The 22,770-nt window shown below is 70.0% G+C and carries 19 protein-coding genes; 7 read left to right on the top strand and 12 right to left on the bottom strand.

What is annotated here, in order from left to right:
* Positions 1–28: 28 nt before the first annotated feature.
* The 4 genes from ACZ7MX_RS02245 to ACZ7MX_RS02260 form a co-directional block, all read right to left on the bottom strand.
* Complete coding sequence (locus ACZ7MX_RS02245) at positions 29–1,096, bottom strand: class I SAM-dependent methyltransferase (protein ID WP_472128477.1); 1,068 nt, start codon at positions 1,094–1,096, stop codon at positions 29–31.
* A gap of 23 nt (positions 1,097–1,119) precedes the next feature.
* Positions 1,120–2,433, bottom strand: coding sequence for an IPT/TIG domain-containing protein (locus ACZ7MX_RS02250; RefSeq protein WP_472128479.1), 1,314 nt, complete (start codon positions 2,431–2,433; stop codon positions 1,120–1,122).
* Between the two features lie 177 nt (positions 2,434–2,610).
* Positions 2,611–3,354, bottom strand: a complete 744-nt coding sequence (locus ACZ7MX_RS02255; RefSeq protein ID WP_472128481.1) for an IPT/TIG domain-containing protein — start codon at positions 3,352–3,354, stop codon at positions 2,611–2,613.
* Positions 3,355–3,497: 143 nt separating this feature from the next.
* Positions 3,498–4,148, bottom strand: a complete 651-nt coding sequence (locus tag ACZ7MX_RS02260; protein ID WP_472128483.1) for a hypothetical protein — start codon at positions 4,146–4,148, stop codon at positions 3,498–3,500.
* A gap of 501 nt (positions 4,149–4,649) precedes the next feature.
* On the opposite strand from ACZ7MX_RS02260, the gene ACZ7MX_RS02265 reads away from it, so the two are divergent.
* The 3 genes from ACZ7MX_RS02265 to ACZ7MX_RS02275 all read left to right on the top strand — a co-directional run bounded on the left by ACZ7MX_RS02265 (position 4,650) and on the right by ACZ7MX_RS02275 (position 7,379).
* Complete coding sequence (locus ACZ7MX_RS02265) at positions 4,650–6,164, top strand: transferase (RefSeq protein ID WP_472128485.1); 1,515 nt, start codon at positions 4,650–4,652, stop codon at positions 6,162–6,164.
* Between the two features lie 134 nt (positions 6,165–6,298).
* Positions 6,299–7,036, top strand: a complete 738-nt coding sequence (locus ACZ7MX_RS02270) for an SDR family NAD(P)-dependent oxidoreductase (protein ID WP_472128487.1) — start codon at positions 6,299–6,301, stop codon at positions 7,034–7,036.
* Between the two features lie 178 nt (positions 7,037–7,214).
* The gene (locus tag ACZ7MX_RS02275; protein ID WP_472128489.1) at positions 7,215–7,379 is read left to right on the top strand and encodes a hypothetical protein; all 165 of its coding nucleotides are present in this window, start codon (positions 7,215–7,217) and stop codon (positions 7,377–7,379) included.
* Positions 7,380–7,559: 180 nt separating this feature from the next.
* On the opposite strand, the gene ACZ7MX_RS02280 is transcribed toward ACZ7MX_RS02275, so the two are convergent.
* Positions 7,560–9,161 (bottom strand): CocE/NonD family hydrolase, encoded by a 1,602-nt coding sequence (locus tag ACZ7MX_RS02280; protein WP_472129262.1) that lies wholly within the window; start codon positions 9,159–9,161, stop codon positions 7,560–7,562.
* 727 nt (positions 9,162–9,888) lie between these two features.
* On the opposite strand from ACZ7MX_RS02280, the gene helR reads away from it, so the two are divergent.
* The 4 genes from helR to ACZ7MX_RS02300 all read left to right on the top strand — a co-directional run bounded on the left by helR (position 9,889) and on the right by ACZ7MX_RS02300 (position 14,780).
* Positions 9,889–12,063 (top strand): RNA polymerase recycling motor ATPase HelR, encoded by a 2,175-nt coding sequence (helR, locus tag ACZ7MX_RS02285; RefSeq protein WP_472128491.1) that lies wholly within the window; start codon positions 9,889–9,891, stop codon positions 12,061–12,063.
* A gap of 262 nt (positions 12,064–12,325) precedes the next feature.
* Positions 12,326–13,150, top strand: a complete 825-nt coding sequence (locus tag ACZ7MX_RS02290; protein WP_472128493.1) for a hypothetical protein — start codon at positions 12,326–12,328, stop codon at positions 13,148–13,150.
* 675 nt (positions 13,151–13,825) lie between these two features.
* Positions 13,826–14,350, top strand: coding sequence for a GNAT family N-acetyltransferase (locus ACZ7MX_RS02295; protein WP_472128495.1), 525 nt, complete (start codon positions 13,826–13,828; stop codon positions 14,348–14,350).
* A 118-nt stretch (positions 14,351–14,468) separates the two neighbouring features.
* A complete protein-coding gene (locus ACZ7MX_RS02300) occupies positions 14,469–14,780 on the top strand; it encodes a hypothetical protein (protein WP_472129264.1) in 312 nt (103 codons plus the stop codon).
* Positions 14,781–14,851: 71 nt separating this feature from the next.
* Here ACZ7MX_RS02300 and ACZ7MX_RS02305 read toward each other — a convergent pair whose 3' ends face one another.
* The 7 genes from ACZ7MX_RS02305 to ACZ7MX_RS02335 form a co-directional block, all read right to left on the bottom strand.
* Entirely contained in the window at positions 14,852–15,607 is a 756-nt protein-coding gene (locus tag ACZ7MX_RS02305) for a VOC family protein (protein WP_472128497.1), read from the bottom strand.
* 66 nt (positions 15,608–15,673) lie between these two features.
* The gene (locus tag ACZ7MX_RS02310) at positions 15,674–16,282 is read right to left on the bottom strand and encodes a DUF6817 domain-containing protein (protein ID WP_472128499.1); all 609 of its coding nucleotides are present in this window, start codon (positions 16,280–16,282) and stop codon (positions 15,674–15,676) included.
* Positions 16,282–17,217, bottom strand: a complete 936-nt coding sequence (locus tag ACZ7MX_RS02315; RefSeq protein WP_472128501.1) for a ketopantoate reductase family protein — start codon at positions 17,215–17,217, stop codon at positions 16,282–16,284. The genes ACZ7MX_RS02310 and ACZ7MX_RS02315 overlap by 1 nt, the downstream gene beginning before the upstream one ends.
* A 399-nt stretch (positions 17,218–17,616) precedes the next feature.
* On the bottom strand, positions 17,617–18,726 hold the full coding sequence (gene menC, locus ACZ7MX_RS02320; RefSeq protein WP_472128503.1) for an o-succinylbenzoate synthase: 1,110 nt from the start codon (positions 18,724–18,726) through the stop codon (positions 17,617–17,619).
* 40 nt (positions 18,727–18,766) lie between these two features.
* Positions 18,767–19,549: a GNAT family N-acetyltransferase gene (locus ACZ7MX_RS02325; protein ID WP_472128505.1), complete on the bottom strand. Its 783-nt coding sequence runs from the start codon at positions 19,547–19,549 to the stop codon at positions 18,767–18,769.
* Positions 19,546–20,628: a M20 family metallopeptidase gene (locus tag ACZ7MX_RS02330; protein WP_472129266.1), complete on the bottom strand. Its 1,083-nt coding sequence runs from the start codon at positions 20,626–20,628 to the stop codon at positions 19,546–19,548. Before ACZ7MX_RS02330 ends, ACZ7MX_RS02325 begins: the two co-directional genes overlap by 4 nt.
* 269 nt (positions 20,629–20,897) lie before the next feature.
* The gene (locus ACZ7MX_RS02335; protein WP_472128507.1) at positions 20,898–22,604 is read right to left on the bottom strand and encodes a PucR family transcriptional regulator; all 1,707 of its coding nucleotides are present in this window, start codon (positions 22,602–22,604) and stop codon (positions 20,898–20,900) included.
* Positions 22,605–22,770 lie beyond the last annotated feature (166 nt).

The following is a 22,770-nucleotide window of genomic DNA, read 5'->3' on the forward strand; positions in this document are numbered from 1 at the left end:
CCTTCATTGGCAGGCGTGTTGCGCTTGATCAGATACGGCGCGCGATCACCCGGTAGGCGTTGGACAGGCGGGTGCGGCGGATGAGGGGCGCCAACAGCAGGTCCAGGGCGAAAAGGACCACCAGGTTGGGTGCGGTCTGCAGCAGCATCGCCCTGCGGAACCAGCGACTGAGCGGGCCCGGTCTCCTGGGCCTCCAGGGCACGTCCTCGGGCGGCAGAACGGCCTTGAGCAGGTTGGCCGCCGCAGAGGTGAGGTCGGTGGGTACGTGTGGCTCGCGCCGGTCGACGGACACCACCGTGAATCCGTGCTCGTCCAACGCCTCGCAGAGGTTCGCCAGCGGAAGGAGATGCAGGTGCTGGGGCTGCAGCCAAGGACCCCACCAGCGGCCGAGCAGACGGGCGGAGAGGGACTGGGGGTCGGGGACCTCGATCAGGAGATGGCCGCCCACGCGGAGCGCCCGGTGCGCTGCGGCCAGTTCTCTTCGCGGTGCCGGAGTGTGTTCGAGGTAGTGGTACATGCTCACCGCGTCGTACCGTCCGGCGAGCCGCTGGCTCAGTTCGGTGAAGGAGCCTCGGTAGGCCCGTGCGATGCGGCCCTCGCGTCCGGCGCGCAGCACGCCCTCGCCCTGGTCGAGCCCATGGAACTCGGTGTTCGGATGAATTTTTCGGGCCACGGCGCAGAAGTGGCCCTGGCCGGTTCCCACGTCCAGCCACAGGACCGGGCGGCCGTGGGGCAGCACCGCGCGGGCGCGTGCCCGGTAGAGCCTGTTCGCGAGGGGCGAGGAGGCCAGTCGCGCCATCGTCGCCTGTCCCAGGCCGTCGTAGCAGTCACGGTAGTAGAACTCCAGCCCCTGTGCGTTGAGCCTGGGATTCTGGAAGACGTGCCCGCAGCTGCAGCACTGATCGAGCACGAAGACCCCCGGTTTCTGCTGGAGGTGATCGGTGCTGCGCAGGCGCTGGCGCAGGCGGTCGGAGGCGCACCAGGGGCACACTCTTCGCCGGGGTTCGAAGAACCGCTCCAGGCCTTGGGCCAGTTCGCTGCGGTAATCGGCCCGGAGGGCGGCGACCCTCTCGCTTCGCTCTTTCGTCTTCCTCATGCGTCACCTCTTGCATGACGGGCTCAGATGGTGGGGGGAGGTACTCGGGAGTAGGTCAGGGCGGGGCTGGTACCGCCTGGGGTGGTGACGGTGATGCCGACCGGCCCTGGTGGTCCGGGCGGGGCCACGGCGGTGAGCGCGGTGTCGGAGACCACGGTGAACGCGGCGGTCACAGTGCCGAAGCGCACCGATGTCGTCCGGGCGAAGCCACTGCCGGTCAGCGTGACGATGGCACCACCGGACACGGGCCCTGCTGCCGGGCTCAGCGCCGTCACTACGGGCGCCGCGAGGTACTCGTAGGTGAGGTCTCCGCCGGTTCCGCCAGGAGTGGTGACGGTCACCTGGACCGCACCGGCAGTGGAGGCCGGCGGCGCGATTGCGGTGATCCGGGTGTCCGAGACGACCGTGAAGGAGGCTGCCGCGGCTCCGAAACGAACCGCCGTCGCGTTGAGGAAGTGGCTGCCCGTCAACGTCACGCCGGTGCCGCCGCCCAGAGGCCCTGACGCCGGCGTGACGCCGGTGAGGATCGGAACGGCGAGGTAGAAGTAGGTGGCGCCGGGGGCACTCGTGCCGCCGGGACCGGTGACGGTGATCTGTACCGCTCCGGCCGCTCCCGGGGGGACGACAGCGGTGATCCGGGTCGGGGAGTCGACCGTGAAGCTGGTGGCTGTTGTGGTGCCGAAGGTGACCGCAGTCGCTCCCGAGAAGTTGCTGCCGGTCAGGATCACGGTGTTCCCACCGAACACGGGGCCCTGGTTCGGGCTCACGCTGCTGACGGTGGGCACCGCCCCGTACGCGTACGCCACCCCATTGCTCGTCCCGCCCGGCGTGGTCACCGTGATCTGCACGGTGCCCGAACCCGCCGGGGCCACCGCCGTGACCTGTGTGTCGGAGACCACCGTGAACGAGGACGCAACCGCCGAACCGAACCGCACCGCCGTCGCATTGGACAGGCCCGACCCCGTCAACGTCACCGTCGTCCCACCCGCAACCGGACCGGACTGCGGGATCACGGAACTCAGCACCGGCCCGGCCACCTGCGTGTACGCGTACGTGACGAACTGCGAGCTGATGCCGGCGGGGGTGGTGACGGTCACCTGAACCGTTCCGGTCCCGGGCGGCGCGACGGCGGTGATCCGGGTATCGGAGTTGACCGTGAAGGACAACGCCGCGTTCGCCCCGAAGCGCACATTGCTGGCTCCGGAGAAGTTCGTGCCGGTCACCGTCACGCTCGTCCCTCCCGCGACGGACCCCGAACCGGGCGACACGGAGAGGACGGTGGGCGGGGGCACGGCCAGGGCGGAGGACCTCTTCGGCAGGTCATGGGATGCGTTCAAGGGGTCCGCTCCTTCGAGAATGTGACGGTCGGTGCGGGCGCCGGGCCCGTTGCGAGGAAGGCTGGTCCGGTGTCTTCAGCGAAGGGAATGCGCGGGGGCCTGCCCGGTGAGGGTTGGGGGGATCCGGGGAGGCCCCCGCGCGCCTGGCCGGGGGGACCAGGCTCAGCGACCCGTACGTCAGATGCCGGGCCCTGCGGTGTAGGTGAAGGCGCCCGCAGCGGTTGCTGCTCCGCCTGTGGTGACGACCGTTACGTCCACGGCGCCGGCGGCGCCGGGCGGGGTGACGGCCGAAATGGTGGTGTCGTTGATGACGTCGAACGACGCCGGGGCACCACCGAAGGAGACCGCCTGTGTGGTGGTCAGCTGGGTTCCGGTGATGGTCACCGCGGTCCCGCCGGAAGTCGGCCCGGCCGTCGGCGTCAGGGAGGTGATGGCGGGAGTGTCGACGTAGGTGTACGACAGCCCGTTGTTGGTGCCGCCCGCAGTGGTCACGCTGACACCGACCGACCCTGCCGCCGCGCCGGCCGGCACGGTGACCGTGAGCTGGCTGTCGTTGACCACGGTCGGCGTGGCGGAGGACGCGCCGAAGGCGACGGAGGTGGCAGTGGACAACCCGGTGCCGGTGATGGTGACGGTATCGCCGCCCGCGGTGGGGCCGGAGACCGGACTCAGGCTCGACTTGAACGGCGCCCCCACGTAGAAGAAGGGCAGCGGGTTGCTGGTCCCGCCGGGTGTGGTCACCGTGACGTTGACCGTACCCGTCCCGGAGGGGGAGAGGACCGTGACCGAGGTGGCGGTGTTGGCCGTGATCGTGCCCAGCTTCGTGCCGAAGTGGACGGCAGTGGCTCCGGCGAGGTTGGTACCGGTGATGGTGACGGTTGTCCCACCGCCGGTGGAGCCTTGGTTGGGGCTGAGGGGCATGATTGCCTCTTCTCGTCATGGAGGAACGGGTGGATGGCCCCGGGGGGCCGGGTGATCGGTGTGCACGGCGGTGCGCCGCGCCGATGCCGCAGCGAGCCGGTGGTGCCGTTCGGCCGTCGGGTGGTGCCGGTCGGGCCGTGCCGTCAGTCCGCGCAGCCCGGGACGCTCCCCGCGGGAGCGCAGTTGTTGGGGGCGTTCCGGCTGACGTCGCTGACCAGCAGGCTCACCACGCCGGAGTTGCGGTAGATGCCGCCACCGGCGGCAGTGGCGGAGTTTCCGGTGACGCTGCTGGCCGTCAGGGACACCGCTCCGTTGTCGACGTAGATGCCGCCGCCGGCCACGGCGCTGTTGCCAGTGACCGAACTGGACACCAGGGTCACCGCACCGCCTCGGTCGGTGATGCCGCCGCCGGGGTAGGGAGCGGGCGCGTTGCCGCCCCGGATGGTGATCGCGGCCAGTGTGAGCTGGCCGTTGGTTCCCGGAACGTTCGCGTCGCCCTGGACCTCCAGCACCCGGAAGGCCGGTGCTGACGGGTCGCGGGCGATGACCGTTCCCAGCCCCGCCATGGTGATCGAGGTGGTGATGGGTGGCAGCCCGACCGGCCCGTCCGACGCACTGCCGTGAGCAGTGGTGAGCGAGTAGGTGCAGAACGGAGTCAGCGCCAGGGTTTCGCCGCCTGCCGCGTTCGCCGCATTGACGGCGGCCACCAGCGCGCTTTCGCTGCACAGAACAGGGATCTGAGCATGGGCGGTGACCGGTACGGCCATCAGACCCGCGGTCAGGGAACAGACCACGAGTGCCGACCGAAGAACACGGGCAGTTGGCATGACGCCCCCAAGCGGTCATGCGAGCCGCTGCTCCCACCCTGCTGACACGAAGCACAGGTGGACGACGCAGGTCCCCTGCCGAGGGAACCTGTAAGGGATCGCCGTCGTGGGACCGGTGCGGGGCTGGGGCTCCAAACCGGCAAGCGAACAGAGACCGCCGTCACTTGCTCCCCCGGAGAAGATGGGCGGCTCACCGGATTGGACGCACCAAGTAACCCACCAGGGTGACGGGACCGGCAATGTCTCCGGAGAAGCGTCATCCGAATGGCCGCGCGCGAAGGTTGCGTGACCGGGCGCGCGACATGAGCGCGCTCTTACGTCGACCCGATCCCCGGGCAGGGGCGCCCGGAGCCCCTTACTTCAGGGCTGTGACCGGAAACCAGCGACGGACTGGGGGCCGAGGTGGTACCACTGGACGCAATCTGCGCCTGACGGCGGTGATCCGCCAAGGGGATCAAGGGGGTTGAGGTGTCCTCCGGCTTACGGGCGATCGCCCGACTGGTCATGGCGATCGCGGCCGTCACGCTCTACATCGCGTTGCACGTGGCGGTCACCGCATGTCTGGACCTGCGCGCCCGTGACCGTTTCCAAGAGGCTCCGACGCAGGCCGCGGCGTTCGTCGCCGCGCTGGACCGCTACGCCGACGGAGAGGAGTCCGCACGCGCTGAAATCCGGCGGATCGACGCATGGTTCAGCCAGAACGCCCCGTCGGGGAGAAGTCGGTCCACGCTCTCCTCCGCCGCCGACCACGCCGAGCAGGGCAGTTTTTCCCTGGCCCGCAAGGAGGTCGCAGGGCTGGCGACGGAGATCGAACGGGAGCAGGCGCGGCTCGACCGGGAACTCAGTTCGTCGACCGCGGTCGCGCTGTACTGGGCGGTGCCCGCCGGGGCGCTTCTGGTGCCGGTGCTCCGGCTGCGACAACGTCGCCGGTCCGGCGCCGCGGAGATCGTTGAGGTGGTCAGCCAGTTCGTCCCGCCTCAACCGCGGTGGCGGCGACCGGTGTTCCTGGCGGGCAGCTGGGCCGGATACGCGCTGTTCGCGACGGGCTCCGTCGCGGTCGCCATGTCGGAGCAGCGGGGCTACACGATGCCGCTGGAGACCCAGGTGCTCTTGCTGCTCGGTGGCCTGGGGGCGCTGGGCGGCGGTGTCCTGCTCCTGCGCCACTGCCGCCCCCGCTCGGCGCGCAGTGCGGCCCAGACGTTGCTGGCCGACGGCCGTAAGCCCGTGCTCTACCTGCGGAGCTTCGCCGACGACGACACGGCCGCCTCGGTCGACGACGGGGCGCCGGTCAATATCCATTCGCGGGAGGAGCAGCTCGCGGGGGCGTTGAGCGCCTTCGGCCCGGTCATTGCGGTGGGCAAACCCGGGGAGCCGCTGCCGCGCCTGGGTGCGGCACGGTTCTATCTTCCGCCGGACGACTGGCAGCCCGTGGTCCTGCGGCTGATGGAACTGTCCCAACTCATCGTGCTGGGACTGGGGTTGGGCGAGGGGCTGTGGTGGGAGGTCGAGCAGGCCCGCGCCACTCAGCCCGCACGCAAGCTGGTACTGCTGGCGCCCGGCGGGCAGCCGGACGTGGCCGCGCGGCTGGACGAGCATCTGCCGACGCCGTCCCGACTGGACGAGGTGATCGCGGGCGACTCCTGGATCTCCGCCGTCATCGCCTTCGACACCGAGGGGACGCCCAAGGTGCACCCGGTGGGGGCCCTGCCCGGCACCACGACCCGCCGAGGCGGGCTCGCGTCCCTCGCGACCTGCGTGCGAAAGGCCGGTCGGGCGTGGATGATCCCCCTGAGCATGCCCGCGCACCAGGTGGTCCGCACCATGAAGGCCGCTCTGGCGTCGGTAGGGGTCCGTAGACGGATGTTGGTCTGGAAGGGCGTCATCGCCATGCAGACGGCATTGTGGAAGGGCTTCGCGCTGGTCGTGGCCCTGGCCCTGCTGTCCTGGCTGGTGTTCCGGGCACTGCAACTCTTCGACCCCTGACAGAACCGCCCTATGGCTCGTCCACGGTCGGGCAGCCGTGGCGGAGATCACCTCGGTACTGCCTCGCGTTCCGGCCGGCGGCCCAGGCGTTGGTGCCAGGCTGGTGAGCGACGTGGCAGAACGGGAGGGGCCTGATGGGTGGAGCGGGGCGGGTCGTCGTGGTCAGTGGGGGCGGCACCGGCATCGGTCGGGCCGTCGCCGAGCGGTTCGCCCGGCAGGGCGACCGGGTCACCGTGCTGGGGCGGCGGGCAGAGGTTCTGCAGGCGGCGGCACGCGAGATCGGGGGCGCTCATCCCGTGCGGGCAGTCGCGGGCGACCTCGCTGTGCCGGAGGATGTCGAGCGGGTGCTGGAGGAGCTTCCGGCAGACGTCGATGTGCTGGTGAACAACGCGGGCGGACGCGGCGGACCCGTGCAGGACGGGGGCCTCAAGGAGGTCGCCGAGCAATGGCGTCGGGTCTTCGACGGCAACGTCCTGCCGGCCGTCCTGCTCACCGAGGCGTTGCTGCCGCGCCTGGCCCGGCCCGGCGGCCGCGTCGTCACCATCGGCTCCGTCGCCGCCCTGCGGGGCAACGGTGCCTACGGAGCCGCCAAGGCGGCCCTGATGGCCTGGAACCACACGCTTGCACAGCAGTTGGGACCGTACGGTGCGACAGCCAATGTCGTGCTGCCCGGTTACGTCTCCGGCACCGAGTTCTTCGGCGCACCGGCCGACGACGAAGAACTCGCCAGGCGCCGGGTCCAGACCCTGGTCGGCAGGGTCGGGGAGCCGGAAGACATCGCCGCAGCCGTTGCCTTCCTGGCCTCGCCGGAGGCCCGCTACATCACTGGCGAGTTCCTCAACAGCAACGGTGGCGCCGTGCTCGGCCGCTGACCTTGCCTGCGCGTGCGGTGGCGCATGTGCGGTTCCGCACCTGACGACTGACCTGCTGGCCCGCAACATCCCGACGCTCGCGAACGGCACTTCCCGAATCCACGGGCCGGTACGTCACACGACCCCCCGAGCTCCTCATACGCCTCGTACGCCCCCCAAAGGAGGAAACGGGGGACGTATGAGGCGCCGCAAAGCAGAGATCACCGAGGAGAGTCTGCTGAGCGCCGCGAAACTGTCCACCCTGAGCATGGTGCTCGATGCAGCCGCCGGTGTCCTGCTGATTCTCCTCATCAGGCGCATCACCGCGTCGCAGACCCAGCGGCTTGTTCAGCCAAGGCGATGACCGGCGCAACCCACCCCGGTTCCTGCCGCAGGTTCGGCAGGGCGTGCAGCGAGGTCTGGGGTGGATTGCGGCATGAAGCCGCTGCCCAGCTCTTCCCTCTGCGTCACACCGGCCTCAAGCGTGGCGAGTGAGCCGGGCCGGACGGCCCGGCTCGTCAGCCGTCTCCGTAGGGATGGAGCATTATGTGGGTCCGAAGCCGCGGGGCAGCATCAATGCCGAGTCCGTGTGGAGCGTGATGCGCACCGGTGCGAAAGCGGTGGTGTCCAACGGCGATTCCCCGGTGCCGAGGTTACGGACGTAGCGCGGATGGGCGCCGCCGCTGATCTGCCACCGTATGCGGTGACCGACGGGGAAGCGGTGGGCGGTGGAGCTCATCGGCACGGTGACCTGCGAGGGCGTCTGTTCGCCGGTCCGGAGCCGGCCCAGCCCGTCACAGATGTTCACGGAGCGGCCTTGCGGGTCCACGTCGCACAGGCGGGTGAAGACGTCGGCGTGGCCGGTGTCCGTGGAGAGGGTCAACCGTGCCGAGACCGGGCCAAGGATGTCCACGGGCTCGGTGAGCGGGGGGCCGGTGAACGTCAGTACGTCGTCGCGTGCCTCCAGGGTGCCGTTGTCGCGAGCGCCGGCGGTGCGGGAGAGCAGCGGGCCGCCGACGGACGGGGTGGGGTCCCCCGGGTCGTAGCGGAACGACGTCAGTGGTGCGGAGTCCGTGGGTGCCTGCTGGGTGAGATAGCCCTGCGCGAGGGGAAACCACGGCGTGACGGCCGGGGCCGGCGGCCAGTCATCGATGTCCCGCCACCCGTCTTCGCCGCCCACGTGCACCCGCACCCTTGTGGGGCGGAGGCCGGAGGGATCGTCGTTCAGGTGGGCGCGCAGCCAGGCGAGGCTCTCGGCGAACACCTCGGGCCACCCTTGTTGCACCGCGGAGGTGTGGGTCCAGGGGCCGACGAGCAGGGCGGTCTCGCAGCCGGCCCTGCGCAGTCGGCCGTACAGTTCGAGGTTCTGGTCGAGCAGCACGTCGTGCCACCCGCCGACCAGGCTGGTGGGCACCTTCAGTCGATCCGCCGACTGGGCCACCGAGGTGCCGTGCCAGTACGCGTCATCGGCATCCGGGTGTGTCAACACGTCGTCCAGCCAGGGTATTTCGCCCAGGGCAGCCACATGTGCGCCACGCAGCGGCCGCGCGGTGGTGATGTCGCGCAGGCGTCTGTGCAGACGCAGGCTCGCTTTCAGCAGCGGCGCGATCCCCTGGTGCTGATACGTCATGCCTGCGCCGACAGTCAGGGCGTTCTCCAGGTGGAGCACACCGTCCGTGTAGAAGAAGGCGCAAGGATCGTGCAAGCCCATCTGCACCACCATCGCCTTCAGCTCCGGTGGCGGGTCCGCGGCGAGGGCCCACTGCACGTATCCCAGGTAACTGGGGCCGACCGTCCCCAGGGTTCCGTTGAACCAGGGCTGCTCGCGCAACCAGGTCACCGTGGCCTGGCCGTCGGCGGCCTCGTCGCGCCACGGATCGAACTCACCGCCTGAGCCGCCGGTGCCGCGGCAGCTCTGCAGGACCACGTGGAAGCCCTGCTCGGCGAAGAGCATGCCGTACATGGGGGACCACGGCAGGCCCCTGCCGTACGGCGAGCGCACCAGAAGGGTGGGGAAGTCGCCCTCGGCCCGCGGGAAGTAGTGGTCCGTGATCAGCGGAGTGCCGTCGGTGGCCGGCACCACCAGCCCCGGCTCCCATCCGGCGTCATGCAGTTTGGCCGGGAGACGGCGCCACGTCGCCCTCATCATCCGTGAGGACAGCGGCGGCTTTTTGGTAGGCGGCACCCAGGACGGCCTGGCCATGGTGTCGGGCATGCGTGAGGACATGTTCCCCCTCCTTTATTACGTACAGTGTACGAGGATAGAGGGTGTCCGGGCGACCTTGGCAAGGGCTTACGCACGACTGAAGTGCCTCCGCACGGTCGAAGGATGGGGCGGGACAGGTGTGTTTCCTGCGTCGACCTCGACGAACATCGCCGGCAGTGCGATGCGGGTGAGGGTGTGAATGTCAGTGGGGCTGGGGGTGGGGGTGTGAGTGCCTCAAGCGTCTGGAGAAGAGCGAGGCTGGGAGGTTGGTCTTCCTCGGTCGTTGAGCAGCCGCCATGCGGCGAGGGCGAGCCTGGCGCACATCAGGCCGTGGGGTTCGGTGAGTTCGATACCCCATGACGTGCCGAGCTGTTCGATTCGGCGGGCAAGGCTGCTGCGGTTACTGCCGGCCGCGGTAAGGCAAAGACAAAGGCAAGGAGGTCACCCACTCCTTGCCACTCTCAACATATAGCGCACGGGGGGCCTTGCGGCAAGGCCGCCATCGTGCCGCAGAATCACCGGCCGAAGCTCCATGGCGTCATGGTCTCAAGGCGTCACGGCGTCGTGGGGTCGTGGCGTCACGGCCAGCAGTCCGTCACACCAGTTCCAGACTCCTTGCCGCGCGCAATGGTCGCGAGCGAAGCGACCGCAGATCGGAGCCAATGCCGTGAACCCGCTGACCACCAGCGTGTTTGACCTTCCCGACCGCCTCTCCCCCAAGGCCGACCCGACACTGATCGCCGGCGACGAGCAGCACTTCGCGGCCCTTGCGGAGAGTCTTGAGCAGACGATCGCCGAGCTGTCCGACCGCCTCGATGCCGAGCGCAAGGCGCCCGGCGGCACGGGCCGGCAGGCGATGGACCGGGACGCGGAGATCCACCGGCTGACCGCTCGCCTGCGTGCCCTGCGTCGTTTCGGTTTGGACCTGTGCCTCGGGCACATGGTCAGCGCGGACCACCCCGAGCCCGTGTACATAGGACGACTTGGTCTCACCGACAGCACCGGCCGTCGACTGCTGGTCGACTGGCGCTCCCCCGCCGCCGAGCCGTTCTTCGGAGCCACCCACGCCAACCCGATGGGTCTGGCCAGCCGCCGCAGGTATCGCTGGACCCGCGGGCGGATCAGCGACTACTGGGACGAGGTATTCACCGCTGACGGGCTGGAACGACGCGCCGCGCTCGACGACCAGTCGGCCTTCATCGCCAGTCTGGGCAGCAACCGCTCGGCAAGGATGCGCGATGTGCTCGGCACCATCCAGGCCGACCAGGACGCCATCATCCGCGCGGGGTCCCGTGGCGCTCTCGTCGTGGACGGCGGTCCGGGTACCGGCAAGACCGTCGTCGCCCTGCACCGCTCCGCCTACCTCCTCTACTCCGACCCTCGCCTCAGTCAGCACCGCCGGGGTGGGGTGCTGTTCGTCGGACCGCACCGGCCCTACCTGGCCTACGTCGCCGACGTCCTGCCCAGTCTCGGAGAGGAGGGCGTGCAGACGGCCACCCTGCGGGACCTCGTCACCGAGGGAGCCGCCGCAACCCTTGAGGCCGACCCGGACGTGGCCCGCCTGAAGTCCTCCGCGGACATGGTGAAGGCGATCGAGACGGCCGTCAGGTTCTACGAGGAGCCGCCCGCGGAGGGGATGACGGTCACGACCGACTGGTCCGACATCTGGCTGAGTGCCGAGGACTGGGCCGAGGCGTTCGACGCACCAGAACCAGGCACTCCGCACAACGAGGCGCGCGAGCAGATCTGGGCGGAACTGGTCACCATCCTGCTGGACAAGCTCGACGCCGACGTCTCGCCCGACCTTTTCCGGAGGTCGCTGGCGCACGACGAAGAGCTGGTCACCACCCTCAACCGCGCGTGGCCGCTGCTCGAAGCGGCCGACCTCGTCGGCGACCTGTGGTCGGTACCCGCCTACCTCCGGATGTGCGCTCCCTGGCTCAGCCGCGACGAGATCCGCAAGCTGCAGCGCAAGGACGCCCCCCAGGCCTGGACGGTGCCCGACCTGCCGCTCCTGGACGCGGCACGGCAGCGGCTCGGCGACCCGGAGGTGGCCCGGCGCAAGCGCCGGCACGAAGCCATCCTCGCCGCCCAGCGCGAGCGCATGGCACAGGTCGTCGACAACCTGATCGAGGCCGCGGCCGACTCTGGTGCGGACGGTGACGACGGCGAGGGCCTGGTGAGGATGCTGCGCGGCGCGGACGCCCAGGTCAGCCTGGTCGACGAGTCCGAACTGCCCACGACCGACCTGGACCGGCTCGCCGGCCCGTTCGCGCATATCGTCGTGGACGAGGCGCAGGAACTGACCGACGCCGAGTGGCAGATTCTGCTGCTGCGCTGCCCGTCCCGGAGCTTCACCATCGTCGGGGACCGCGCCCAGGCCAGGCACGGGTTCACGGAGACCTGGCACGAACGGCTCGAACGGATCGGCCTCGACCGGATCAACCTCGCTTCCCTGAGCATCAACTACCGCACGCCGGAGGAAGTCATGACGGAAGCCGAGCCGGTCATCCGCACCGCACTCCCCGATGCCAACGTGCCGACCTCCATCCGCAGCAACGGCATTCCCGTCCGCCACGGATCCGCATCCGATCTGGACTCCCTCCTCGACGCCTGGCTCGCCGCACACGCCGACGGGATCGCCTGCGTCATCGGCGCTCCCACCTTGCGGACGAGGTCCCGCGTCCGGTCGCTGACCCCGGAGCTGTCGAAGGGGCTGGAGTTCGACCTGGTCGTCCTCGTCAACCCGGAGGAGTTCGGCGAGGGCATCGAAGGGGCGGTCGACCGCTACGTCGCGATGACCCGAGCGACCCAGCAACTCGTCATCCTCACGAGCGCCTGAGGCCGGCCGCCTGGCGACCGCCCACGGCAGGTGGGCTCTTCGCTCCCCCGGAAAAGCGGGTCCCGACCCGGTGGTGAGCAAGGTCGGTGATTGGCAGCGAAATTCCGGGGAAGCCACTCGTAGTCTGTGACACTGCAGACATCGCCGACACCGCTCATCCCACTGCCCGCACGAAAGACCACCGCCTCATCTCGTGCCTTGTGACTGTTGGGACGGTACGGTGTCGTGCGATCACGCCCATCGCTGTGAGGTGAGGAAGCATATGACTGACTCCGTTCCCATGACTGATTCCGTTCTCGTTCAGACCATCGAAAACCTCGAAAGCACCCTGCCGGGACTTGATGAGCAGGAAAGGCTGTTGCGCGAGCAACTCGAAGGGGTTGTCCAACGCGTCAGGTCCACCCGCGAGGCCCTGGAGCACCTGCGCGTCCTGACCGGCGCCGCTGCTCCCGTCGGCCAGTCCTCGCCCGCCGCCGCCTCACCGGCCCTTCCGACCGAGGAGCCTGCCGCAGTCGAACCGGCAGACGCCACCGGCCAGGACTCGCCCGAGCCCGACGCGGCTGCCGCGCCTGAAGCGGCCGATGAGCCGGGGCAAACGGCGTCTGTCGTGCCCCAGCCTCGTTCCGCAGGCTCTGCGCGCCCCAAGTCCAGCACCGCCAAGCGCAGCACCACCAAGCGCAGCACCGCCAAGTCCAGCGCCACCAACGCCGGCCCCGCCAAGAAGCGCAGCACCAAGAAGGCGACGGCAAAGAAGGCGACGCCGGACAAGCCGAACCAGGCGGACAAGCCGAACCAGGCGTCCAAGAAGACTGCCGCCGCCGCAAAGCCGAAGGCGAAGAAGGTGGCTTCGAAGCGGGCCGCCGCCACCGCCGAGCCGACTGACGAGGGCGCGGGCAAGCTCATTGATGCTGCGCTCACCGTGCTCAGGAATGCGAGCGCGCCGATGCGGGCCCGTGAGATCAACGCGGCTCTGGGACGGGAGGCCACGCCGGGGCAGATCGAATCGGTTCGCAACACCCTCGATCGTGTCGCGAAGCAGCAGAAGCTGGTAACGCGTCCGGGGCGGGGCACGTACGCGGCGGTCTGACTCCACACACCTGCCAGGCAGCCGGGTCTCCTGCCTTTTCAGGAGCCGTGACGGCACTGCGCTTCACCCGCGACAGGGCGGGGAGCGGAGGCGGGAAGCCTCGGTGCAGGATGACGACAGCTGGAGGAGGCGGAGCAGAGCTGCTCACCTGGGGGCCTCCTCCTGTGGGTTCGACGTGGGCGCGTGGGGCCGTTGCTGTTGCAGCGCCGAAGCGTCCTGGCAGGTTGCCATGCCTGTGAGGCACAGCTGAGGCGTGCGGACCGTGGCCTTGGATCCTCGGAGCCAGGACAGCAAGTGCCGGGGAGAGGGGAGCCGCTTGCCGGTCACGGCAGCCCGAGGGCGACTGTTCCGGACCTTCTGAGCCAGCCGGTGTTCGCCGGCCTGGCGTATGAGTTCCTGGTGGCGGAAGAAAGGCATCTGGGAGCGCATGCCGCTGATGCTCCGGCCTTCCCCAAGGGGAAGGTCAATCGGCTGATCAATCGGCTGACTTGCCGCGCTGTCGCCCCAACGACCTGGGCGCCGCACGCTCCCTGATGCCCGCCACCGTCACGGCTCACTGGTGAGCACGACGCTCCGCTGGTCGCCGGCCGGCAAACCCATTGAGCAAGCGATCTTGGCCGTGGTACGACTTCGGGGTTCATCACAGGGTCACGGGGTGTGTAAGGGGTCGGTGGCGTGCCACTCGGAGAACTGGTCAGGCTGCGGGCGATGGGCCCGGCGGACGCCGAGGCGCTGTGGCGCTGGAATCACGACCCCGAGGTCATGCGGTGGATGGACGACACCTATGCCCACTCGGTCGAGCAGGTCCGCAAGTCACTGGAGGATCGCCCCCGCAACGCTTACGGCAACGTGCTCCTCGGCATCGAGGCGCTCGCCGACGACACGCTCATCGGCCTGGTCATGCTGCAGGACGCGGAGCCGGAGAAAGGCATCGCGAAACTCGATATCTACCTGGGCGAGAAGTCGCATTGGGGCAAGGGCTACGCCACTGATGCGGTACGGACCATGTGCCGCTACGGCTTCGAGGACATGCGCCTGCACAAGGTGACGCTGACCGTGGTCACGGAGAACCAAGCCGCGCGCAGGGTTTACGAGAAGGTCGGCTTCGTCGAGGAAGGCCGACTTCGTCAGATCTTCCGCCGTGACGGCAAGTGGTACGACATGTTCACCATGGGCCTGCTGGCGAGCGAACTCCGCTGAGCCGGTCAGTGGTGGATCTGCCGGTGGAGTGCCGGAAGTCGATCGACACCGGCCCGGCGGCAAATCGGTGTGCTGGAGCAGGACGATCGGCCAAGCTGGGCCCATGCCTCGCAGAATCATGTTCGTGCAGCTCAAAACGGGCTACGACACCGATCGCGGTCCCTCGTGGATCGGGTGGGTGGACTTCTCCAAGACCTGGAAAACGGCCTACTTCCAAGGGCGGACCTTGCGGCGGGCTACCGGCCTCGGCTTGTCCGCCGCGAACTTCTACGACGCCGAAACCCATGAGGATTTCTGGATCTCAGGGCCGAAACGCGACCGGAGCGACACCCGCTACGGACCGGAAGGCCCGGCCATAGAGGACGATGCCGCAGACGCCTATCGGGCCTTTCTCCAGGGAGCGCCACTTCCCGGCCGGGAGGATGGCTAGGTCGGTTCTCTTGGGGCAGGGGGTTGCTCCGCTGACTGCGTCGTGACCGGACGACTGCATCGTCTTGTGCGTCAAGCGCCCGGTTGCTCGGTTTGCGAGGGGCCGAGAAGGAGGAACTCATTCCCTTCCGGGTCGGCGAGCAGCTGTCGGCGTGACTCGTTCCTGCCGGCGTCTTCCCTTCCGACGTCCACGGGTGAGGCGCCGGCGGCCAGCAGGCGGTTCACTTCACCGGCGGGGTCGCTGTCGGCGCCGGCCGTGAGGGCCAGCTGCATGCGGTTCGGGCCCGCCTTGGGTGCCACTGGCGGGCCCATGACCAGCGTGGGGCCGTCCGCCACTGCCGAACTGAGACTGACGCCCCAGTCACCCTCGTCCACGATGGACCAGCCGCTCGCCTCCGCCCAGAACCGGCCCTGGCTGCTCGGGTCGGCGGCGTCCTGGCATATCTGGGCGAGCCGTCCGTGGGAATCTGCCCTGGGCAGGACGCAGAATTCGTTGCCTTCCGGGTCGGCGAGCACCTCCCACGGGACCGCGCCCTGTCCGATGTCCAGGCAGGTGGCACCCAGGGCGAGCAGGCGCCGCACTTCGTCCGCGTCGCCCGCGAGATCGAGGTGTACCCGGTTCTTCGCGGTCTTCGGCCGCACCGAGGGGACGAACAGCAGACCGACGTCGCCCGCGCCGCGCGGACGGATACCCGTGCCGTCGGCGTTCGGACCGTCGGTGATCAGGCCGTCGGCGGTGGGTTCCCATTCCAGGGCCTGTGCCCAGAAGCGGGCCAGGCGCAGTGGGTCCGACGCCTCGATGACGATCGTGGTCAGCTTCGTTGACATGCGAGGTCTTCTCCTGTCGGCCCATCAGTTATGGTTCAGACGAGGGTAGTTGGACGACACGAGTGGCTACACCCCGTCCGCGTACCGGCCGAGGTGATGCTCGCAGGCGTCCCGGGCCGCGGCGGACAGCAGGTCGTACGAGCGGGCGAACAACCGGTAGAGGGACGGGCCGTAGCGCTGGGCCAAGTCGGTGTTGTGTGTCAACACGTCGAGTTCGTTGGCGGCGGTGATCTCGAGGAAGGCACGGACGTCCGGCTCCGGCGGGGTGTGTTCCTGGCCGGTGAAGCGGTTGCGGAAGCGGATCGGGCGTTCGGGCCCCAACCGTGGATAGACGACTTCGCGGTCGCAGCTGGCGTAGAGGTGGACCAGCGCTTCTGCCCGTTCGCCGATCAGTTGGGCCAGGACCGGGCGCTCGGTGACGTCCAGCAGGGTGGGGGCGAACCCGTCGGTTCCGTACGCCGCGTGGCACAGCCCGGCGACCTGCACGGTCGGGTCGGCGCCCCACTCGCCCAGTAGTTGCGCGACGCGACTCAGGTGGTGCAGGAGTGTTCCTCCGGGATGGGGCATCCGGCCGGCGCCGCGGGCGCGCAGGAAGTCCTCGATGTCTGGCCACGCCGTCCCACGCCCCGAGCCGCTTACCGACGGGCCGTCGTCCAACGGGTCGGTGCGCTGCATTACGCCACCTCGTGTGCGGTGCGGGCCACCTCTGCCACCAGGCGGGCCATGACAGGGGTTTCGACGCCGTGGGCGACGCCGGCCCGCAGCACCGCTCCCCCGATGGCGTCGAGTTCGAGCGGACGTCCGGCCTCGGCGTCGCGCTGCATCGAGGACTTCATGGCCTGCGGGGCGCCGTCGAAGAACGACAGCAGGGCTTCGACGGTCATCGGCGCGCCGGCGGCCCGCGCCACGGCGGTGATCTCGTCGAGCACGGCGACCAGTTCCGTTCTCCACTCACTGCGGACGGCTCCGAGGTCCGCCCCGTAGCGGGTGGTGAGCAGGGCGAACGGGGCGAGGAAGGCGAGCTTGTCCCAGATCATCGCGGTCTCGTCGATGCGCAGCCGCACCCCGAGACCGACCTGCCGCAGACAGTCCGCGAGCCGGTCGAGTGGCGCCGCGGGCTCGTCGAGGGGTACCCCGGACCCGTCGAGCGGTGCTGCGAGTTCGAGGTGGGCGAAGAGGCTGGTGTGGACGATGCGGCCGGGTGCCGTGCGGGTGGCCTCGACCCTGATCGTCCCTGCGACGACGCTGGCCGAGGGGTAGCGCCGGCGGAGTACCGGGAGGTGGTCGAGGCCGTTGAGCAACGGGACCACCGACGCGTCGCCGAGGCTGTCGGCCGGGACCCGCTCCAGCGCCTCGTCCAAGGCAGTCTGTTTGACCGTGACGAAGAGGGCGTCCACCGGCTCGCGCAGACAGGTATCAGCCTCCACCGCTGCGGTGAAGTTCCCGTACTGGGTGCTCTCGACGCGCAGGCCGTCCCGCCGCAGGGTGGCTGCGGTCCGCTCGCCGGCCAGGCAGAGGACGCGGTGTCCGTCACGGGCGAGCAGTGCGCCGATCAGACCGCCGACGCCGCCGGGTCCGAGGACGGCCACCCTTGGGTTGGTTGTGCTCACGTGTGCTCCTGTCCTTGCGAGACCGAGGTGAATCGGCGTAGGCGGCGTGGTCGGTGTGGTGGGGGCGGTCGGTGTGGTCGAGGCGGCCGCGGACTGGTTGGGCCGGGGCCATCCGTGGGGGTGGCGACGGTGGCTCCGTTTCGGCACGTTGCGGGTCGGCACCCGCCGTACTTTCGCGCGTCCGGATCACGCGACAGCAGCGGGCGGGTTGCCGCCCTGGGCCCTGCAACGATGATCAAGCCTCACCGAAACCCAAGCCAATCCAGGGGTTTACTAGGCGACCCCCAAGCAAGAGCTTGGGGGTCGCTGTGACTCGCCAGGCCGTCCCACCTCAACGTCGTTGCCCGCCCGGGAAGTTGACCGGCACGGGTGAGGGGGCCGGGCCGCCTTGACTGTCGTTTAGAGGGTTACCCATTCCCTTGCGGTCGTGACCTCGTCGAGGAGTTCGGTGAGCGGCTCGATGCCGAGGCCCGGGCCGGTGGGGACGTCGAGGTGGCCATCGGTGAGGACGAAGGGGGGCGTGATGTCGGTGGCGAAGTAGCGATGGGAGCCGGAGGTGTCGCCGGGGAGGGTGAAGCCGGGGAGGGCGGCGAGGGCGACGTTGGCGGCGCGGCCGATGCCGGTTTCGAGCATGCCGCCGCACCAGACGGGGATGCCGTGGGCGCGGGCGAGGTCGTGGATGCGGCGGGCTTCCAGGTAGCCGCCGACCCGGGCCGGTTTGACGTTGATGATGGAGCAGGCGCCGAGGGAGATCGCGGCCGCGGCGTGGGCGGCGGACTCGATGGATTCGTCCAGGCAGATCGGGGTGCGCAGGATTTTGGCGAGCTGGGCGTGCTGGACCATGTCGTCGTTGGCGAGGGGCTGTTCGATCAGCAGCAGGTCGAAGGCGTCGAGCTTGGCCAGGTGCTGGGCGTCCACGAGGGTGTAGGCGGCGTTGGCGTCGACCTGGAGGAGGAGGTCGTCGCCGAAGCGTTCGCGGACGGCGCGGACCGGCTCGATGTCCCAGCCGGGTTCGATCTTCAGCTTGATGCGGACGTAGCCCTCGGCGACGTAGCGGTCGACGGCGTCGAGCAGTTCCGGGACGAAGTTCATGATGCCGACCGAGACGCCGCAGGGCACGCGGTCCCGGGCGGCGCCGAGGTAGGAGCCGAAGGACTCGCCCGCGACGCGGAGTTGGGCGTCCAGGACCGCGGTCTCCAGTGCGGACTTCGCCATGTGGTGGCCGGTGAAGGGCTCCAGTATCCGTCCTACGGCGGCAGCATCCACGCCGTCCTTGGGCAGGGCGGGGATGAGGAACTTGCGCAGGACGTCCTGTGCGCCGTCGACGTACTCGGAGCAGTAGCGGGGCTCGGACATGGCCGCGCATTCGGCCCAGCCCTCACCGTCGGGGGTGACGACGCGGACCACCAGTACGTCGCGGCTGGTCTCGACGCCGAAGGAGGTGCGGAACGGTGCGACGAGCGGCATCGCGATCCGGCGCAGTTCGATGCCGGAGATCTTGATCTTCATGGTCAGGTGACTCCTGTTGGGGGTGGAAAGTGTGAGGGGGTCAGGCGGCGGAGGTGGGGGTGCGACGGACGACGTAGCTGCGTCGGTCGTGGAAACCGATGACGCGGGCGCCTTCGGCGAGCAGGCCACCCAGGGTGTGCCGGACGGCCAGTCGCCAGGCGCGGGCGGCGCCCGGGTCCTGCCGCCGGAGGGCCTCGATGTCGTCAGGCAGGTCGACGAGGACGGTGGCGGCGTCGGCCGGTGCGGTTTCGGGGCGGCCGCCGCGGTTCCGCAGGGCGTGCGCCGCGCCGGCGAGCCCTCCGGATGCGGTGCCCGGGTCGGGGGCTTCGGTGGGTGCGGTCAGGTCCCAGGCGGTGAGGACGCGGTCGGACTCGTCACCGCCGTTGATGGCGTCGTCCATGGCGCCGTAGAAGGAGGTCAGGTACTCCTCGGGGCGGGCGCCGAGTTTGACGAGGTTGAAGTAGGCGTTGCGGCGGATGAGCGGGTCGTAGGTCCAGGTGATGCGCTTCAGTCCGCGGGCGAGCGCCCATTGGCGCTGGTGCTGTTTGAGGGCCAGGCCGATGCCGCGGCCCATGGAGGCGCCGGTGATGTGGGAGTGCAGGGTGGTGGCTATGGGGTCGCCAAAGAAGGCGACGGAAGCGCCGACCAGCCGGCCGTCCTCGTACGCCCCGGCCACGTAGTTGCCGGCGTGCGACAGGGCGCGCATGACCTCGGCGGAGACGGGCGGGCCGGCGGTGTCCGTTCCCCAGATGCCGGCGTAGAGATGACTGGCGGTGGTGAACTCCTCCATGGCGTGGAGTTCGCGGATCTCGGGTCCGTTCATCGCAGTGCTCCGACGAGGTGGGCCAGCAGCCGGGCGCGGCCCGGCATGGCGGCGGTGAGGACGTGTTCGTGGTCGGCGTGCGCGCCGTCGCCGACGGCGCCGAGTCCGTCGAGGGTGGGGCAGCCGGCTCCGGCGGTGTAATTGCCGTCCGATGCTCCGCCGACGGCCGCTTGCCGCAGCGGGCCGAGGCCGAGCTGCGTGGCCTGTTCGGTGGCCAGGGCGAACAGTTCACGGGAGGCGTCGGCTTCCAGGGGCGGCCGGTTGGGGCCGCCGTCGACCTGCAGACGGGCGCCGTTGGTCTGCGGCTGCAGGGTCCGGATGAGCTGGTCGACCGCTTCCTGCGCCGCGGCGTTGGGAACGCGGACGTCCACGTGCAATTCGGCCCGTGCGGGCACGGTGTTGCTCGCGGTGCCGGCCGACATCAGTGTCGGGGTAACGGTCGTGCCGGGCCCGGTGCGCGCGGTGACGCCGTCGGCGAGGTGCTGCAGGGCGAGGACCTGGTGGGCGAGTTCGGTGGCCGCGTTCACGCCCTTCTCCGGCTCCAGCCCGGAGTGGGCGGCCCGGCCGTGCACCGTGATGTCGTAGGCGGAGACGCCCTTGCGGCTGGTCTTCAACGCGCCTCCCGGGGCCGAGGGTTCGAGGACGAGGGTGGCCGCGCACTGACGCGCGAGGTCCTCGATGAGCTGGCGGGAGGTGTCCGAGCCGACCTCTTCGTCGCCGGTGACCAGTACGCAGAGGCCGTCGAGGGACGGGAGCGAGGCCAGGGCGTGGAACATCTGGACCAGACCGGCCTTCATGTCGAAGACGCCGGGGCCGCGGGCGATGCCCTGCTCCACCGACCAGGGGTGGGTCTTGAGGGAGCCGATCGGCCAGACGGTGTCGTGATGGCCGAGGAGCAGGAGGCGCGGCGCTCCGAAGGTCCATTGGACGTGGGTGACACCGTCGATCACCCATGTCTGCGCGGGGGCGCCGAGCAGCCTGCTGCCCTGCGCGGCGACGACCTGGGCACTGCGGGCCACGGCCGCGTGATCGGCGGAGTAGGACTCGCAGGTCACGAGTTCTTCGAGGTCGGCGAGCATGGCGTCGAGGCCCGCCGGACGGTCCGCCGGCGCGGAGAGGGAAGGATCATGGTCAACCGGCATGTGAGTCCTCCTGGGTGGGATGACCGCCACGCTAGGCACGCTGACCAGGGCCGGGTTGGTAGCCCGGTGACAAACTGAGGAGCCGGTTCGTGCCCACGACCGAAGCCGTGGAGAACGGCGGTGCCCTGCGGGTCGGACGGCTCACCGGGCACCTCTCGAAACGCCGGGCAGCTCTCGAAAAATGCGCGCAGGCGTACGAGCGGGGCCTACGACGCCTCGCCGGCCGAGGAAGCGGGAGGGGGGCAGGCAGGGGGAGTGGGGCCCGTGCCTCCGGCGCGCGCCTCTCCGCTCACGGCGGGGCGCATCAGGCGGAGTTGGAGCATCGCGGCGAAGCGGGCGGACGGGTCCTGTAGGTCCAGCTGTCCCACCTCGGCCACCCGGCGGATGCGGTAGCGGAACGTATTGGGGTGGACGAAGACACTCGCTGAGGCGGCGATGACGTCTCCGAAGGCGTCCAGCCACGCCCGCAGCGTCTCGACGAGGTGGGCGTTGTGCTTGGTGTCGTAGGCCGCCAGCCGGGCGAGCGGGCCGGAGAGCTCGTCGCGGTTGGCGATCGCGAGGTCCCGCATCTCAAGGAGGAGGGCGTCGACGTACACATCGGCGATCGAGGCGACGCGCTGGGCGCTCTCGCCGCTGAGCAGTACGCGGAGCGCCCGGTCGGCGTTGGCCCGTGAGCGCGGAAGGGCGGCGGGCTCCTGCGCAACCGAGCCGATCCCGATGACGGCACCGGCCCGGTCACCGGTCCGCTGGAGAAAGTTCGCCGCCACCTGCACGGCGCGCTCCCGGGCGTGGGCCGAGTCCCCGGTCACCGGGAAGAGGGCGTACGCCACGTCTCCCAGAAGTGCGACCGCGGAACGGGGCTGGACGGCGGTGAGGTGGACGGCCAGGGCGCTCGTGAGACGCTGGCGCTCGGCGGTGAGGTGGGCATGGTCCTCGCCGTCGCCGCGGGCCAGTCCCATGGCCATGACCAGGGTGGGTTCGGTCACCAGGCCCAGCCGGCCGAGCGCGTGGACCGCCCCTCCCCCACCCTCCAGGGCGGTCGTGACGAGGTCGGCGCGCAGTCGGTTCTCGGCGTCGGTCCCCGCACGGAACCGGAGCATGTGGAGCGCGGCGAGCTTGGCCGCCTCCCGGAACGCCTGGTCGCGCTCGGGCGTGAGCGGTTGCCGCAGCGCCGCCCACACCGACCCCAGGATCTCGTCCCCCGCGCGCACCGCGATCGCCACCCGGGGCAGCGCGAGCTCGTCACCGACGGTCGGCGGAGGGATGTGCACCGGGCCCTCGCTGCGGTACAGCTCCTTGAAGACCCCGTCCTCCTCATGGACCCGCAGGTAGCGCTCGGGCACCTGCCGCGCCAGGATGCTCTCCACCCGGGCGGTGTCCGCCTCGCCCTGCCGGCCGGAGAAGGCCAGGATCCGCGAGCGGCGGTCCTCGATGGTGACCGGGGCGTCCAGCAGGGTGGCGATGGCGTTCGCCAGCGCGAAGAGGTCGCCGGACGGCACGCCCCCGAGCGTGTGTGCTCCCGCTTCGCCGACGTCGCCTTCGGCCAGCAGCGTGCGCAGCATCGCCGCCAGCTGGGCCCAGGACGCTCCGCGGGTCAGGGTCAGCAGCGCCACACCGGTCTGCGACACGACCTGTGCGAGCTCATCCGCCTCCTCGACCGGGCCCCGGACCACCAGGGCCGCGGCCCGATGCGCGGCGAGGTCCCGCAGGAGACGGCAGGTCTGCTCAGCTCCATGGACCCCGACGCCGAGCACGATGGCACGCTGCGGGTAGTGCTGCTCGTCGTACGGATCGTGGATGCCGACGCCGCCGATCTCCCCGGCCGCCTCGGCGTCGCCGTACTCCAGGTCCAGGAGGGTGGAGCCGAAGTCCTTGAGCACCCGGCTCAAGCTTCGGGCGGGGTGCGTGGACATGTGCCTGATCATCTCCGCAGGTTAGGACCGTTCCGAGCCCCCGGCTTGGTGCGTGCGGACGAGGATAGGTGAGGAAGTCCGTATCGGGGAACGAACCCGGTGTCACGGGCCGCCACCAGCACCTCAGCGCGCGCCTGCGCCGGCTGGAGGAAGAACTCGGCCGCCC

This window comes from Streptomyces sp. NPDC107765 (genome assembly GCF_055657085.1).

Coding starts and splice junctions, on each gene's coding strand:
- ACZ7MX_RS02245 (WP_472128477.1), bottom strand. CDS start 1,096: ATGAGGAAGACGAAAGAGCGAAGCGAGAGGGTCGCCGCCCTCCGGGCC.
- ACZ7MX_RS02255 (WP_472128481.1), bottom strand. CDS start 3,354: ATGCCCCTCAGCCCCAACCAAGGCTCCACCGGCGGTGGGACAACCGTC.
- ACZ7MX_RS02270 (WP_472128487.1), top strand. CDS start 6,299: ATGGGTGGAGCGGGGCGGGTCGTCGTGGTCAGTGGGGGCGGCACCGGC.
- ACZ7MX_RS02275 (WP_472128489.1), top strand. CDS start 7,215: ATGAGGCGCCGCAAAGCAGAGATCACCGAGGAGAGTCTGCTGAGCGCC.
- ACZ7MX_RS02280 (WP_472129262.1), bottom strand. CDS start 9,161: ATGAGGGCGACGTGGCGCCGTCTCCCGGCCAAACTGCATGACGCCGGA.
- ACZ7MX_RS02290 (WP_472128493.1), top strand. CDS start 12,326: ATGACTGACTCCGTTCCCATGACTGATTCCGTTCTCGTTCAGACCATC.
- ACZ7MX_RS02300 (WP_472129264.1), top strand. CDS start 14,469: ATGTTCGTGCAGCTCAAAACGGGCTACGACACCGATCGCGGTCCCTCG.
- ACZ7MX_RS02305 (WP_472128497.1), bottom strand. CDS start 15,607: ATGTCAACGAAGCTGACCACGATCGTCATCGAGGCGTCGGACCCACTG.
- ACZ7MX_RS02310 (WP_472128499.1), bottom strand. CDS start 16,282: ATGCAGCGCACCGACCCGTTGGACGACGGCCCGTCGGTAAGCGGCTCG.
- menC (WP_472128503.1), bottom strand. CDS start 18,726: ATGAAGATCAAGATCTCCGGCATCGAACTGCGCCGGATCGCGATGCCG.
- ACZ7MX_RS02325 (WP_472128505.1), bottom strand. CDS start 19,549: ATGAACGGACCCGAGATCCGCGAACTCCACGCCATGGAGGAGTTCACC.
- ACZ7MX_RS02330 (WP_472129266.1), bottom strand. CDS start 20,628: ATGCTCGCCGACCTCGAAGAACTCGTGACCTGCGAGTCCTACTCCGCC.
- ACZ7MX_RS02335 (WP_472128507.1), bottom strand. CDS start 22,604: ATGTCCACGCACCCCGCCCGAAGCTTGAGCCGGGTGCTCAAGGACTTC.